This is a genomic window from Fictibacillus sp. S7 (assembly GCF_004127935.1).
GTDB lineage: Bacteria > Bacillota > Bacilli > Bacillales > Fictibacillaceae > Fictibacillus_C > Fictibacillus_C enclensis.
The window spans coordinates 927,611-941,665 of record NZ_QJKL01000001.1 but is presented as its reverse complement, the minus strand read 5'-3'; the positions used below and the strand labels follow the sequence as shown (position 1 = coordinate 941,665).

The 14,055-nt window shown below is 43.5% G+C and carries 15 protein-coding genes, 1 tRNA gene and 1 riboswitch; of the genes, 7 read left to right on the top strand and 9 right to left on the bottom strand.

All coding sequences use genetic code 11. The annotated features are described in order from the left end of the window. Positions 1–100: 100 nt before the first annotated feature. The 3 genes from dat (at position 101) to DMO16_RS04740 (ending at position 2,849) form a co-directional block, all read left to right on the top strand. Positions 101–958: a D-amino-acid transaminase gene (gene dat / locus DMO16_RS04750; RefSeq protein WP_061969932.1), complete on the top strand. Its 858-nt coding sequence runs from the start codon at positions 101–103 to the stop codon at positions 956–958. Between the two features lie 12 nt (positions 959–970). Next, positions 971–1,546 (top strand): DUF502 domain-containing protein, encoded by a 576-nt coding sequence (locus DMO16_RS04745; RefSeq protein ID WP_061969934.1) that lies wholly within the window; start codon positions 971–973, stop codon positions 1,544–1,546. Between the two features lie 97 nt (positions 1,547–1,643). After that, positions 1,644–2,849, top strand: a complete 1,206-nt coding sequence (locus DMO16_RS04740; protein WP_129475721.1) for a DUF2515 family protein — start codon at positions 1,644–1,646, stop codon at positions 2,847–2,849. Between the two features lie 33 nt (positions 2,850–2,882). On the opposite strand, the gene DMO16_RS04735 is transcribed toward DMO16_RS04740, so the two are convergent. From DMO16_RS04735 to DMO16_RS04720, 4 genes are all read right to left on the bottom strand, one after another. Next, a complete protein-coding gene (locus tag DMO16_RS04735; RefSeq protein WP_129475719.1) occupies positions 2,883–3,386 on the bottom strand; it encodes a hypothetical protein in 504 nt (167 codons plus the stop codon). A 131-nt stretch (positions 3,387–3,517) separates the two neighbouring features. Then, entirely contained in the window at positions 3,518–4,525 is a 1,008-nt protein-coding gene (locus DMO16_RS04730) for an inorganic phosphate transporter (RefSeq protein WP_061969941.1), read from the bottom strand. A gap of 13 nt (positions 4,526–4,538) precedes the next feature. Further along, on the bottom strand, positions 4,539–5,159 hold the full coding sequence (locus DMO16_RS04725; protein ID WP_061969944.1) for a DUF47 domain-containing protein: 621 nt from the start codon (positions 5,157–5,159) through the stop codon (positions 4,539–4,541). Between the two features lie 532 nt (positions 5,160–5,691). Beyond that, a tRNA-Pro gene (locus DMO16_RS04720) sits at positions 5,692–5,768 on the bottom strand. A 123-nt stretch (positions 5,769–5,891) separates the two neighbouring features. On the opposite strand from DMO16_RS04720, the gene DMO16_RS04715 reads away from it, so the two are divergent. Next, positions 5,892–6,557: a GDSL-type esterase/lipase family protein gene (locus DMO16_RS04715; RefSeq protein WP_164988856.1), complete on the top strand. Its 666-nt coding sequence runs from the start codon at positions 5,892–5,894 to the stop codon at positions 6,555–6,557. On the opposite strand, the gene DMO16_RS04710 is transcribed toward DMO16_RS04715, so the two are convergent. Then, complete coding sequence (locus DMO16_RS04710; protein WP_129475714.1) at positions 6,538–8,403, bottom strand: prenyltransferase/squalene oxidase repeat-containing protein; 1,866 nt, start codon at positions 8,401–8,403, stop codon at positions 6,538–6,540. The two genes, DMO16_RS04715 and DMO16_RS04710, sit on opposite strands and share 20 nt — an antisense overlap. A gap of 267 nt (positions 8,404–8,670) precedes the next feature. Between DMO16_RS04710 and DMO16_RS04705 the strand changes: the two genes are divergently transcribed. After that, positions 8,671–8,928 carry a fructosamine kinase family protein gene (locus DMO16_RS04705; protein ID WP_129475712.1) on the top strand — a complete coding sequence of 86 codons (258 nt, stop codon included), beginning with the start codon at positions 8,671–8,673 and terminating at the stop codon, positions 8,926–8,928. Here the strand turns inward: DMO16_RS04705 and DMO16_RS04700 are convergent. From DMO16_RS04700 to DMO16_RS04690, 3 genes are all read right to left on the bottom strand, one after another. Beyond that, positions 8,893–9,528 carry a DUF2238 domain-containing protein gene (locus DMO16_RS04700; protein WP_129475710.1) on the bottom strand — a complete coding sequence of 212 codons (636 nt, stop codon included), beginning with the start codon at positions 9,526–9,528 and terminating at the stop codon, positions 8,893–8,895. The two genes, DMO16_RS04705 and DMO16_RS04700, sit on opposite strands and share 36 nt — an antisense overlap. Positions 9,529–9,651: 123 nt before the next feature. After that, positions 9,652–10,488: a pyrroline-5-carboxylate reductase gene (proC, locus tag DMO16_RS04695; RefSeq protein ID WP_129475708.1), complete on the bottom strand. Its 837-nt coding sequence runs from the start codon at positions 10,486–10,488 to the stop codon at positions 9,652–9,654. A gap of 192 nt (positions 10,489–10,680) precedes the next feature. After that, entirely contained in the window at positions 10,681–11,256 is a 576-nt protein-coding gene (locus tag DMO16_RS04690; RefSeq protein WP_241840456.1) for a cysteine dioxygenase, read from the bottom strand. Positions 11,257–11,469: 213 nt separating this feature from the next. Between DMO16_RS04690 and DMO16_RS04685 the strand changes: the two genes are divergently transcribed. Beyond that, entirely contained in the window at positions 11,470–12,084 is a 615-nt protein-coding gene (locus DMO16_RS04685; RefSeq protein WP_061969958.1) for a cell wall hydrolase, read from the top strand. A gap of 33 nt (positions 12,085–12,117) precedes the next feature. Here DMO16_RS04685 and DMO16_RS04680 read toward each other — a convergent pair whose 3' ends face one another. Further along, positions 12,118–12,606 (bottom strand): universal stress protein, encoded by a 489-nt coding sequence (locus tag DMO16_RS04680; protein ID WP_129475706.1) that lies wholly within the window; start codon positions 12,604–12,606, stop codon positions 12,118–12,120. Between the two features lie 164 nt (positions 12,607–12,770). After that, positions 12,771–12,881: riboswitch (SAM riboswitch) on the top strand. 87 nt (positions 12,882–12,968) lie between these two features. On the opposite strand from DMO16_RS04680, the gene metX reads away from it, so the two are divergent. Further along, the gene (metX, locus tag DMO16_RS04675) at positions 12,969–14,051 is read left to right on the top strand and encodes a homoserine O-acetyltransferase MetX (RefSeq protein WP_129475704.1); all 1,083 of its coding nucleotides are present in this window, start codon (positions 12,969–12,971) and stop codon (positions 14,049–14,051) included. The last annotated feature ends 4 nt before the right edge of the window (positions 14,052–14,055 follow it).

The window sequence follows — 14,055 nt, the reverse complement described above, 5'->3', positions numbered from 1 at the left end:
CCAAATACAAGGGTAATCTTTTTTTAACTGTCGCAAAACGACATTGAAGGTAGCTAAACACGGTAATCCTGTCATATAATCGATTACGAGGTGATATGAAATGGAGAATCCATTTGTTTTATTTGGAAACCAGATTATTGAACGGGATCATGTCTCTATTGATATGGAAGACAGAGGCTATAATTTCGGGGATGGCATCTATGAAGTTGTCTATATTTATGGCGGTGAACCCTTTTCGCTGAATGAACATTTTCGTCGTTTTGAAGAAAGTGCCCAAAAGCTTGATATGAAACTGCCCTATTCTATAGAGCAAATAAAGGAGAAGACCGCCGAATTGATTAAGGCGAACAACATCCATAATGGTATTGTTTACATACAAATGACGAGAGGCGCTTCACCAAGAGCTCATTTGTTCGAAAGAGAATCAGCCTGCCTGATTACCGGGTTTGCCCGAAAAATGGATCCTCCGGCAGAGGCTCAAGAGAAGGGCATAAAAACGTACCTGACACCGGACATTCGCTGGCTCCGCTGTGATATTAAAAGCCTGAATCTTCTCGGAAATACCATGGCTAAACGAATCGCGGCCGATCATTCTTGCGGTGAAGCTCTTCAGCACCGGGAAGGTTTATGCACTGAGGGTTCTTCTTCCAACCTTTATATCGTTAAACATAATGAAGTGCGCACACATCCGGCAACAAACCTTATTTTAAATGGAATTACACGGCAGCATATTCTCGAAATTGCCGGGGAAGAGGGAATCGCGGTAAACGAGGAGCCGTTCACAACCGAAGAACTTCAAGCAGCAGATGAAGTATTTATCTCAAGTACAACCATGGAGATTGCACCTGTCATCTCCGTTGAGGGAGATGTGCAGGCAACCTATCCAATAGGCCCTGTAACACGCCGACTGCAGGAAAAGCTGAAAGACAGAATCAAGCAGCACCGTGTGCATCAATAGGAGAGAAGGATAGTGAAAACCGTTGCCAAATATTTTATGAACGGAATCCTTACGGCACTTCCGATCATTCTTGTGTTTTATGTTCTTGTCAAAGTGTTCGATTTTCTGGACGGGATCCTTGGGGATACACTTAGAAGCTATATGAAAGGCGGCTATATACCAGGCATCGGCATTCTGGCAACAATTATTCTTTTAACACTTCTCGGCTGGCTTTCGTCCCAGGTCATCAGCGGGCAGATTATTTTTCTTCTCGATTCCGCTCTGGAACGGATTCCGCTGGTTAAAACGCTTTATACCGTCATTAAAGATACCTTTCAGTCGTTGCTTGGTGAAAAGAAGTCGTTTTCAACGGTAGTCCTGGTGGAGATACCTGCTACCGGTTTAAAGAGCATTGGGTTTGTTACAGCTGAAGACCTGAAGGATCTGGGAGATGAGCTTTCGGAGCATGTTGCTGTGTATATTCCGCAAACCTTTCAAATCGCAGGATTTACCTTTCTGGTACCCAAAAAAGAGGTTACGGTTCTTGATATTAAGGCCGAAGACGCCATGAAATTCATTCTGTCAGGCGGCGTTGCCTCCAAATCATGATTGATAAACCATCATCCAGCAATCTTGCATGGATGATGGTTTATTTTCGCTTCTCCTTTCATACCTTTTAACAGAACGGTGTTGAAGGAGATGCCTTATGAAAAACCACCGCCTGAACCGGACGCTTTCCAAAGCCTTTCTTATCCCTTCCGCTCTCACAGCCCGCTTTTTTAAACGTCTTAAACCGGCTGCAGAAGAATGTTTTTGGAAAATGTCCCCAGATGATAAAAACTGGCTGTCTTTCCGGCTTAAAGTGCTTGATTTCGATGGGAAAATTCCTGTATATATTGGCGATGAAAAGAGGATCATTGAGGACATTCTGCAACAAACGAGTGAAAAAAACAAAAATAATATTACCCGAACAGAGGCCTATTACCGATATTTCAAACGGCATCAGGAACTGCATTGGGCTTTTCTGGCACATATGGTCTCACGTAACGCAGGCTATCATATGACCGACCTGCAGGGAGAATTTTTGAAGAGGCTGCTTACTGATGAACAACGGGAAAAGATTTACTGGACGCTGGAAACAGCCAATAGTTTAATCTTTCAGGACGTTTATCCTCAATTGCTGCTGTATGAAGAAAGCAAAAGAATGGGAAGGAGTTTATTTCATCTGCTTAAAGGATTTGATATTTCTTCATTCATGAAGGGAGTATGGGATCATTTTTTCTGGAAGAAAGACAGCCGGATTCTTACGATGGCTTTAATTATCAATGAACAAAACGTGATTGAAAAGGAAGTAATTCAAAATGATATCCATAAAGAAGTCTTTCAAAGTCTCCCTTTTCAGCTGCAAAATCTGTTTCAGCTGACCAAGATCTTTTTTCCGGTGGCAGGTGAGAAGCCTAAGTTGGCCGGAATCTCTGTAACAGCGTTTCGTGATCTTTCCAAACGGATAAAAGTTGGAAAGCGCCTGTACAGCCTGCTCTTTCATGAAAGAATATTCTCAGGGGCTTTGCAATTTGCGGACCGGCAAATGCATACAGGATCAAGAGCAGACTATTGGGGACATGTTTTCAGTTCGGATGCAGCTGTTTATTTGCCCCACTATAAAAAGGAACGAATCCGGTTTTTTTCGCTAAAAAGAAAAGCATCCCGATTTTACAGTCCCGAGCTCCTGTCATGCTGGAATATCTTTTACAGCAATGCTTCCAAAAAGGAAGACTGGTTTAGCGGGACAGCTCTGCCGCCGTTGTTTGATGGCATTCCTCACGAAAAACCGCTGTTTATCGACCGTGCGTACTGGATTGATCTTCATCATCTGGAGGGAGCTGTTTTGGCAAAACAGCTGTTTACATAAAAAAAGACTCAAAAGCTTGAGTCTCTTTTTGTGTTATTTGAAGAGGGAAATAATCGAACCCAATTGCTGCATCATACCCATGGCCGAGTTAATGCCGTTAAATGTCTTTCCCCAGCTGAATTGGCCGCCGGGATTTTGGAAAGGCTGCTGCTGATTGAATGGAAACTGCTGACCTCCGGGAAAACTTCCATTTCCAAAAGGAAATCCATTTGGCAGGGAAGGCAGGTTAGATTGCGAGGCTTTCGTGTTTGGCTGTTTGCCGTTTGCGCCCTGTGGCATATAGTAGGGGTTGTATGGATAGGGTGGACGTGGCGGCAGCATTTGAGGGTTCATATAGGCACCCGGACCTGGAGGGGGCAGAAAGGCGCCCATTGCTGCTTCAGGGCCAAATCCCTGAGCAGGAGCTGGAAACGGAGGCCGCGGCGGGGAAGGTTCAATCAGTTCAGGATGGTGGGAAACAGATTCTTTGTGGAATGGGTCATATCCGCCATAAGGAAAAAAGCGCAGAGATTCGTTGTTTTTTCTGCATCTGGACAAATTTTTCACCTCAAATTGGTTTTCTTCCTATGTATATGCTTGTTTAGGGGAAATCGTATAGACAAGGGTCTCGGGTGTAATCAGAATGAACAAAGAAAAAGCCTCAAGGGAATCCCTGAGGCTTGGTTCATTTAAAGAAATAGATTCAATATTTGATAGACGATGGCAGCAATAACGGCGGAAATAGGGAGGGTAATAATCCATGTCATGACAATGCGTCTCGCCACGCCCCATTTTACACCTTTCACTCGTTTCGCTGAACCAACCCCCATAATTGCTGAGGAAATAACATGAGTTGTACTGACCGGCAGCTTTAACGCTGTAAATGTAAAGATGATAATAGCAGATGATAAATCAGCTGCTGCACCGTTTACCGGCTGAAGCTTCATGATTTTTCCGCCAACGGTTTTAATGATCTTCCACCCGCCGACAGATGTACCGATACCCATGGAAAGCGCCGCAGCCACCCTTACCCACATAGGAATGCCTTCTGTTGTATGATATCCACCGGCAATCAAAGCAAGAGTAATGATCCCCATTGCTTTTTGCGCGTCATTCGTTCCATGTGAGAAGGATTGAAGCGCCGCTGTGAAGATCTGAAACGTACGGAACCCTTTGTTGGTTTTCGTCTTGTTGAAATTTTTGAAAATAGCTGCAAAGATGCTCATGATTATAAAGCCGACAGCCAAAGCCACAAACGGCGATATGACTAAAGCCTGAATGATTTTCACGAAGCCATCGTAGTTTAAAACACCGAATCCTGCAGCAGAAATTGCTGCACCGGCAATGGAACCGATAATGGCATGCGAGGAACTGGAAGGAATCCCGTAGTACCAGGTAATCAAGTTCCATGCAATTCCGGAAATGAGGGCAGACAGCACAATCATCAGCCCGATTTTTTCATCGCTGAACTGGAATGGATCAACGATGTCTTTACTTACACTTTTTGCAACTCCTGTAAAGGTAAGGGCACCGACAAAGTTCATTGTTGCCGCCATCACAATCGCTACCTTTGGAGGAAGAGCTTTTGTAGACACAGAGGTCGCAATTGCATTGGCGGTATCATGAAATCCGTTAATAAAATCAAACGCCAGTGCAAAAATCACGACTAAAATAATCAGAACAAATAATATATCCATAGCCAATCACTCCTTAGGCATTTCGCATGATGATAGTTTCGAGAGTATCGGCCACGTCTTCTGTGCTGTCAGAGATCGCTTCAAGAAGCTCATAAAGCTCTTTATACTGAATAATTTTGATAGGGTCCTTTTCCATGCTGAACAAGTTTTTGATACTTACACGAAGAAGGTCGTCCACTACAGATTCAAGGTCATTCAATTTAATCGCATGAGGACGGATTTCCATTAGTTTTTTCTTGTGAAGCAACTTGGCAGATTCGGCAACTTCATAAGTTGCTTCAAGAATGTGTCCTGCGAACTTCACCATGTATTGGTCGGGTTTAACAATATTGTACATTTCGAAGCGGGAAGCACATTGTTCCATGCCGTCCAGGATATCATCCATTTTATTCGCAAGTTCCAAAATGTCTTCACGTTCTAAGGGAGTAATAAAGGTTTTATTTAAACCGATAATGAGCTCATGAATAAAGTCATCGCCCTTGTTTTCGTATTCTTTCATCTTTCTCGCAAATTCTTTCAAATCTGCTTCGGAACCGATTTTAAAATCCACAAAGTACTGAGCGGAGTCACGAACGTTATCTGCGATGCTTGATAGTAAGTCCAGAAACAAATCCTTTTTTGATCCAAAAATCATTGACTAAAACCTCCGTTTGTTAAGAAAAAGTAAATTTACCCTAAATAATTTGTTAACCCAAACCATTCGTAATTATAACTTTAATGATTGTAAAGATAAACAGCTTTTACAATTTGAAATAAAACATTTACAAATGCTTTACAATTTAAAAACATTCACCTATAAAGTATACCCCCTAAGACATAAAAACAGCAGCCCCCGCTGCTGTTTTTTGATTATGTACCCCGGTCGAAAAAAAGGATTCAAAATCTGCGCTCTTTTGCAGTCCATGTATGAGATAGTGCAGATTCTATAAGTGTTTAATACCATTTTCCCCTACCTGAATTCAGTTTAACCACAAGCAGAATATGTAGTCAAGAATTGAAGACAGGAGCTCTGAATGTAAGCGTTTCAATCAGATGTTGGTTGAAAACCATAATAAAAAAGACCACCAAATGAATGTTTTCAGAAATGGTCTTTATGAGCAAAACGGGATCTGGAAGGAAGAAAATCACTGCTTCAAATCCCGTGATCTTATGTAAGTTTAGTGCACTGGTCGGGATGACAGGATTTGAACCTGCGGCCTCATGCACCCCATGCATGCGCGCTACCAAGCTGCGCCACATCCCGTAAATTAATTAAAATATATCATCCCATCAAAATAATTGGCAAGAAATTTATTTGGAATTTTCGTACCTCTTTCCCTCTTTCTTCATATTTTATAAATAATTGAGTGCGAAAGGTGCGAGCATGATGGGCTTATCTTGGAAAGTGCATTCTCATTATACTGCCTTGGGGGACTCCATTTCCGTAGGAATCGGTTCTTCTGATGAATGGGGAAGCTTTGCTCAAAGGTATCATCTGTTGACCGAGCATGCGTTGCTTAAGACGTACGACCTTCATAACTACTCCAAAAACGGGTATACGACCCAGGATGTTTTGGCATCTATTGAGGAACCGAAGGTGAGAAAGGCTTTGCAACGGTCGGAAATTATTACGATAACCGCCGGAGGAAATGACTTGATCAAAGCCGGAAAAAAATACTTGTTAAACAAACAAGAGGCAGAACTTCACAGGACGTTAAAAGAGTGCCAAAAAAATATGAGCCATATATTGAAACAGATTATTCAGCTTAAAGAAAAAGGAAGAAGCAGCTATATTATCCGGTTGACGAATATTTATAATCCTTACCACCGCTGGGACACCGCATACAAATGGGTCAGGCTTTTCAACCGCCATATCGAGAGCTTTCAAACCTTGCCAAATGTAAAAGTGGCGGATATTTATTCTTTATTCGTTGGACGTGAAAAAGAACTTTTGTCCTGGGACAGCATCCATCCGAACAACGTCGGGCACAGGGTGATCGCGCAAGCTGTATACGACACAGGGTACGGGCGGCTCAGCCCGCACCTTGACTGACGTATTTCGTATGCACATGGCTTAAAGCCAGAAGTGGATATATATGGCTGTAGCTGTGGTAGATCACATAATTGTAGCCTGGGAGGCCGTTGCCTGTCGGATAAGGCTGAGTTCCAGGCAGATCGTGTGCATGAAGCAGATATCGGACCGCTTTTTCAATTTCGGGGGTAGGCGCGGAATGCAGACAGGTCAGACTGTCTAGTGCCCAGGAGGTTTGGACAAGGGTTCCATAGGGAAGTGGCGTATAGGTTTGATAAATATCACTTGCACACGATTCCCCCCAGCTTCCGTTATCATGCTGAACGTTACGGATCCACTTCTCAGCTTTTTTTAAATGATCATTATCCTGAAGGGAATGGCCTGCCGCAGCCAAACCGGTAACAGCGGCCCATGTTCCATACAGATAGCAAACTCCCCAGCGGCCGAGCCATGATCCATCAGCTTCCTGATTATGATGTAACCAGTTGACCGCTTTCTGGATGGATGTGTCATTTAGGGTGAGAGGACTGTATGTTCCAAGAAATTCGAGGATCCTGCCTGTCATGTCTGCAAACGAAGCATCAATTAAGGCGTCATATGCATGGTCTATGGGAAGCTCCCCAAGCCATGCTTTATTTGTATTTTTTTCGAAGGATGCCCAGCCCCCGTCATCATTTTGCATGGCTAAAAGCCAGTTGATTCCCTTTTGCCAGGAATGAAGAATCTGGCCAGAATAATGGGCAAGAACAGAAAGCGGCCGCAATGCTGCCTGGGTATCATCCGGATCAGGGTGAATTGTATTGCTTTCTGAAAATCCCCATCCTCCCGGAGCAGCTTCTGGACAGTGGTACTGCCAATCGCCTTTTTCGGTATGCTGATGTTTCAGTAAAAAATGGATCCCTTGTTGGATACACGGGTCTACAGGTGACATTCCTGATTCCAGCAAAGCGTATAAGCTTAGGGAAGTATCCCAAATAGCGGAGGGCGAGTTTTGGACGATGTAATGCTGCCCATTGTAGCATAGTAGAGAAATGATGCCGTAAATCCCATTCTGGATAACGGGAGAATCCATGGAGTATCCCAAAGAGAGAAGTCCATATACCATAAAAACAGTCGAAATAGCATAGCTGAGCAGGGTTCCGTCCTTCTCGATTCGGTTTAACATATACTTTTCCAGCTTTGCATCGATCGAGTCGGAAGGAACGGCATGATCGCTAAAAAAGCGGATAAAGGATTGATTTTCAAACTCCTCCCAGCAGCTTTTGCTGTCGCGTGAGGGAGCTAAATCGGCAAGGTATTCTTTAGAAGGGTGAGATATTGAAAATTGGTTTCTCATGCCAGCAATCATGGGTACAAAATGGATACGGGCGAAACTGCTTAAGTCAAAAAACTGAAGCGGTGATATGGCCGGCAAATCGATTAACAGGCCGGGATCAAAAGGCAGACGGGGCCAGGGAAGTATTCCATTCATTGACAAAAAGGCTTTGGTCAGTAAAGTTGCTTTTTTAAAGCCTCCTTCTGACAAAATAAAGCTTCTCGCCCGCTGCATGTTTTCGTCATGAATGTCCTGCCCATAATAGCAAAGCGCACAATACGCCTCGATGGTGACAGAAAGATTGCCTTTCTTTTCATCAGGGTAAACTCTCCATGTGCCATCGGAAGATTGTTTGGAGAGAATCCGCCGGGCAAGTACGTCTTTCAGATGATGATCCTTCCAGTTAAAAAGAACAAGCAACACCAATAAATAAGCATCCGTGGTTACCGGGTTTTCAAAACAAAATCGAAAAGAACCATCCTCCTGCTGCATGGAAAGCAGCATATTTCTCCTGGCGTGGATGCCTTCTTTTAATCCAATGAACGTTTGCATCTATCTTCACCTTCTGCTCCATTCGTTTTAAATGCATGATCTTCAAACTATATGAAGCAGGTGGTGTTGTTTATGTTTCAAGACAAGTTGATTCAACGTATTTCTCCCTATTTAAAACAAGCGCCAGGTGCAATTAGGGACGAAGCTTAAAACCATCCATGGCAGGAGGTATGAGAACCTCCTGAAACTGATGGATCATTTGACACAATGGATTCTTAGCAGCCGGAAGTCTCATTGCTTTATGGGGATTTGTGGGGAGGAAACTGGATGAGTGATTCAAAGGGAGAACCGGTGTTAATTGACCCGGCCGTTCTTTACGGGCACAGTGAGATGGATCTGGCGGTTACCGAACGTTTTGGAGGATATTCTCCTTCCTTTTATGAGGCGTATACATACTATCGTCCGCTCGGACAAGATTATGAGGATCGGAAAGAATTGTATCAGCTCTTTTACCTTATCGTGCATTTATTTGGAGAAGGATACGGTTCATCAGTTGACCGCGTCCTGCTTCGGTTTCAATCCTGACTCAGACATTTTTCTGTCATGAAAACGGGTGAACAGGATTAAACACACAATGGCGCCCAGAAAGGCCAGGCTCATGTCCCATTGGGAGTCCCATAGATCCCCCTGTGTGCCCAAAAAATCCTTTGCCGGTGTACCGGCGATTTTTGCTGTCAGCCATTCAACAATTTCATACAGGGCAGCGATGGACATGACAAAACTCATGCTGATGGCGCTTGTCCAAAATTTGTTCTTTATACCCGTTGAACGGAAGAGCACTTCCCGAATGGGCAGAATCGCAAACCCTTTCAAAAAATGGCCAAATCGGTCGTAATCATTCCGCTGGAAGTGGCCGGCTTTTTGGATGCTTTCAAACAAAGGAACATCATCATAGGTATAATGCCCTCCAATAAACATCATGAGAATCAAAACAGTAAGGCCTGTATAAGAGAGAGTGGTCAGTGAAAAACGATGATACGTGAAGAGAAGAACAAGTAACAATGCCACAGCGGGTGTGACCTCTAGAGCCCATGTAAAGTAATCCCGGGGTTGAATCGCTGACCATATAAAAACAGTGGCTATGGTTGCCAAGAGAATCATATCAATGATCTTAAAACGAGGCATGTTGTGACAGCTCCTTCCGTTTCTCTCTAACAGTATGAAGAAGAGCAGGGAAGGCTATACCTTTAATTACTACAAACAAAAAACGATCACCCCAAAATGAATTGGGATAATCGTGTTGCAGTTTTAAACAGAAACTTTCTCAAATTCCTTCCGGATTTCAGCTGACCTTTTCTTGGCACTTAGAATGGCTTCTGAAAATGCCTGTCCTGCATGATTTTCACGAAGGGCATCAAGTCCGGCGGCGGTTGTCCCGTTAGGGGAAGTTACTCTTTTTCTTAAGGTTTCCGGATCAGCATTTGTATCAAGCACCATTTTGCTGGCGCCAAATATAGTTTGCGCAGCAATCTCTCTTGCCATGTCTTCATCCAGTCCCTCGGCCACCGCTGTTTTTTCAATATGCTCAAGAATGTAATAAATATAGGCTGGTCCGCTTCCCGCAATTCCTGTGAAAACGTCCATTTGCTCTTCATCAATTACTTTTACTCTTCCGATCGCAGAAAACAACGCTTTGGCCAGTTCAATATGCTCCATAGATACTGAATTTCCGCCTGTTATAGCTGTGATTGATTCTCCGATCGTACTTGACGTGTTCGGCATCACCCGGATCACCGGCTGTCCTTCTGGAAGCAATTCTTCCATATAAGAAGTCGATATACCTGCTAATACCGACATGATGATTTGGTTTGAATTCACATGAGGAGCAAGCTCCAACAATGCACTTTCTGCATCTTTTGGCTTCATGGCCAAAAGAATGACGTCGGCTTCATCAATTTTAGCTTCATGGTAGGGCAATGCCCCGACCTTGTATTTTTTCATGAGTTCAATTCTTCGTTCATCATTTTGTTTGTTTGTCATTGTAATGTTGCTGGCAGGCAGCTTATCCTGTGTGACCATTCCGGCAGCAATTGCTTCTGCCATTGAACCTGCTCCAATAACAAGCACTTTCTTTGTTTCTAACATGCAACCTCTCCTTATAGCCGTGTAGTCAATTTCATCATATAAGTTCTTATCTTAACACGATGAGAGAGAGTTTCAACCCTTAAGGGTGGACGTGAGGAGGTAAGGGTAAAAAAGGAATAAAACGGTAGGGAAAAGTGGACTGCTTTGTGCACAAGGTCTTAAATGACCTGAAATCATGATATATGAAATGATTTAAGGTTCATTTTCCCATGGCCCTTTTAGACGAACCGTTTTAAGCTGCTGCTTTTGTTCCTCTGGCCACCAGGCACCGCAATCCTCGGATACGATACAGACCGCGCATTTATTTAAATCATAGACCTTCATCCCGCTGATTGGTGGTGTATAAACGTGCAGTGTAATCAAAGGCTCTTCTCCTCGGGATCCCATTTTATGAATCATTCCTTTGCCCACATTCAAATAGGAACCGCTTTTTTCTTTCCGATTTAATCTCTCCAATGGAAGGCTGGCAGGAGAAATCTCATAAATCCAATGATCTGAGCTGCCAGCAATAATCTGAACCCAACCATAGGACTGGCCATGATCATGAGGAGCACAGTCGAGATAAGTTGACCATTGCATAACAAGAATTTCAATGTGATCATTCTGATAAAACATCTGTCTTCCGTAAGGTTTATTGCCGGGTTCTTTTAAGAAAGGGGTTACATCCTCGAGGCGGGCATCCAATTGTTTAATGGCCGTTAAAAGCTGTCTGGAAGAGGGATTATGCATGGAACCAAAAAGCGTTTCAATACGTTCTAGAAGGGTCACGCTCTTCATCCTCTCTGATCGCTTTTTATTTTAGTTTATGAGGGGGACAATATGTTCATGTAAAAAGACAATCTGTGAGTCAATGGTCACAAAATAACATGATTACCCGAAACCTACCTCCTAGGGACTGCGTTAGGTAAAAACGTCCGCTTTTTGTCTAGAATCATCATTTTCACCGCAGACGAAATTTTATGACTCAAGGAGGTACGATTCATGTTTAAAAAGGTGAGTATCATCACAGGAATCACAGCCATTGTGCTATCTATAACTGGAGGTACAGGAGCCAGTGCACATACAGTTAAAGAAGGGGATACTCTTTGGAAGCTGGGGCAATCCTATAATGTGCCGTTTCAGGAGATCAAAAAAGAGAATGGACTTACCGGCAATTTGATTTATCCGGGACAAAATTTAAAGGTGCAGCCAGTAAAGGGAATAAGCGCTGAAAAAACAAACGCTGCGTCAGAACAAATAAAAGCAACGCCGGAAGATAAAAAATTGCTCGCTTCTCTTGTTGAAGCAGAAGCAATGGGAGAAAGCTTTGAAGGAAAGGTAGCGGTGGCCTCTGTTGTCTTGAACCGCGTTGAAGATGACGGCTTTCCTGATTCCATTCATGACGTCATCTACGACAAAGGACAATTTCAGCCGGTTATGGAGAACAATTTAAAGAAACCTTCTCCCGAGTCGGAAAAGGCAGTAGACAAGGCCTTATCTGGTTATGATAACACGAACGGTGCTCTGTTCTTTTACAATAAAAAGACAGCCGTTAGCAGATGGCTCGATACGAAACCTGCTTGTACGGTTATCGGAAACCATACATTCAGCAAATAATCCATGCCCCCGTCATTCGCGGACGGGGGTTTTTTATCGTTGGCTCGTACTTCTGATGCTTAATCCTGAGGATGTAATTTTTTGGCTGTTTCTTGCGATCAGTACATCACAATTGGCATGGCGCGTAATATACTGTGAGACACTTCCGATAAAAATGCGTTCCATCGCATTTAATCCTGTTGCACCACAAACAATCAAATCTGATTCATGCATGGAGGCAAATGAGAGAATTTCCATTTTGGGCGATCCTGAGTTTGATAAAGTGGTTACATGTGTTAGTCCATGGTTTCTGGCCAATTTTTCATAGTCGTCCAAAAGTGTTCTGGCTGCAATCCGATCTCTGTCCATTTCAATATTAATGGCTCCGGCATCAAGTGGAGCAGCCGGAAGGCGGTCTTCAGTTATGTGTACGATATACAACTTGGCATGATATTCTTTTGCCACTTCAATCGCTCTGTAAAACGCCACTTCCGATGAACGGGAACCGTCAACACCAACCAGGATTCTATGGTAAGAAGGCATACCCTCACCTCTTTTGGAATATAGTATACATAAGTTTTACCCGCTGGAGGAGGAAGGCAAACACGAAGACAAACAATAAAAAACTTTCGGAATTTAATTGACAAATTCATAAGACTGCTGTATTTTTGAACGTATTAAAGTTGTTCATAAAAACGAATAGTTAACTCTTATCAAGAGTGGTGGAGGGACTGGCCCGATGATACCCGGCAACCTGCAGAGATTATTCTGTACTGGTGCCAAATCCTGCAAAGGCAAAACACTTTGACAGATAAGAGACGGTACAACCCCAAAATGGATGATTGCACCTCTCTGAATCTAAAAAGAGAGGTGTTTTTTGTTTGATAAAATCGGAGGGATATCTGATGGCAAATGCACAGGCAGCAATTGAAAATGAAGTGGCAGAAATAGGGAATCTCGTTCTGGAATCCGGCAAAACATTAACCGATGTTCATATTGCCTATCAGCGCATAGGAGCGGCTGATGCTCCGGCTATTTTGGTGTGCCATGCACTTACAGGAAATCAATATACGATGACGACAGAAATTGGACCCGGGTGGTGGGAAGGACTCATTGGGCCAGGCCAATATATCGATTCAGAAAAATACCAGGTGATTACGACCAACGTTCTTGGCGGCTGTGAAGGGACGACAGGACCGCTTTCCATCAACCCTTTGACAGGGGAGAGATATGGCGGGGATTTTCCGCTCATTACCATCCGAGACATGGTTAATGCTCAAAAACGATTGCTTGAAGTTCTTCACATTCATTCACTTGACACAGTCATCGGTGGATCGCTTGGCGGGATGCAGGTTATGGAATGGGGCTTGCTCTACCCTGATTTTATGGACCGTTTGATTCCCATTGCGGTCACACCTGCCTTAAGCGATTATGCCATTGGTTTCAATGCCATTGGGCGAACGGCGATTGTGAGTGATCCGGAATGGAATAATGGGAACTATTCATCAGAAGTGTCACCTGCCAAAGGGCTTGGCATTGCCAGAATGATTGGAATGCTGACCTACCGTTCGGGAACGTTATTTAATCAGCGGTTTCAACGGGAACAAACGGAAGAATGGTATTCCATATCAGATGAAGCTTCGTTTTCCGTTGAGACTTACCTGCATTATCAGGCCCAAAAGCTGTCCCAGCGGTTTGATGCCAACAGCTACCTGACCTTACTGAAAGCAATGGACAGCCATGACATCGGCAGAGGAAGAGGAGGTATCCATCAAGCAAGCAAAGGATACAGGGCAAAAATGCTCTGTCTCGGATTTACAGAGGACCTGTTATATCCGCCGGCGATGATGAAAACTTTTACAGAAAGCGTGAACGAAGAAAGCCAAAAGGCCCTCTTTCATGAAGTGAATACCATTTTTGGCCATGATGGATTTTTAACAGAATTCGAAAAATGGGGCCCGTTTCTGGAAGGATTTTTTTCCGAATAAAAAA

What these genes read in the sequence shown, in the direction of transcription:
- DMO16_RS04730 (WP_061969941.1), bottom strand. Translation starts at nt 4,525, where the DNA reads ATGGATATATTATTTGTTCTGATTATTTTAGTCGTGATTTTTGCACTG.
- dat (WP_061969932.1), top strand. Translation starts at nt 101, where the DNA reads ATGGAGAATCCATTTGTTTTATTTGGAAACCAGATTATTGAACGGGAT.
- DMO16_RS04705 (WP_129475712.1), top strand. Translation starts at nt 8,671, where the DNA reads ATGAGTGATTCAAAGGGAGAACCGGTGTTAATTGACCCGGCCGTTCTT.
- DMO16_RS04725 (WP_061969944.1), bottom strand. Translation starts at nt 5,159, where the DNA reads ATGATTTTTGGATCAAAAAAGGATTTGTTTCTGGACTTACTATCAAGC.
- DMO16_RS04680 (WP_129475706.1), bottom strand. Translation starts at nt 12,606, where the DNA reads ATGCCTTCTTACCATAGAATCCTGGTTGGTGTTGACGGTTCCCGTTCA.
- metX (WP_129475704.1), top strand. Translation starts at nt 12,969, where the DNA reads ATGGCAAATGCACAGGCAGCAATTGAAAATGAAGTGGCAGAAATAGGG.
- DMO16_RS04710 (WP_129475714.1), bottom strand. Translation starts at nt 8,403, where the DNA reads ATGCAAACGTTCATTGGATTAAAAGAAGGCATCCACGCCAGGAGAAAT.
- DMO16_RS04685 (WP_061969958.1), top strand. Translation starts at nt 11,470, where the DNA reads ATGTTTAAAAAGGTGAGTATCATCACAGGAATCACAGCCATTGTGCTA.
- DMO16_RS04715 (WP_164988856.1), top strand. Translation starts at nt 5,892, where the DNA reads ATGGGCTTATCTTGGAAAGTGCATTCTCATTATACTGCCTTGGGGGAC.
- proC (WP_129475708.1), bottom strand. Translation starts at nt 10,488, where the DNA reads ATGTTAGAAACAAAGAAAGTGCTTGTTATTGGAGCAGGTTCAATGGCA.
- DMO16_RS04740 (WP_129475721.1), top strand. Translation starts at nt 1,644, where the DNA reads ATGAAAAACCACCGCCTGAACCGGACGCTTTCCAAAGCCTTTCTTATC.
- DMO16_RS04700 (WP_129475710.1), bottom strand. Translation starts at nt 9,528, where the DNA reads ATGCCTCGTTTTAAGATCATTGATATGATTCTCTTGGCAACCATAGCC.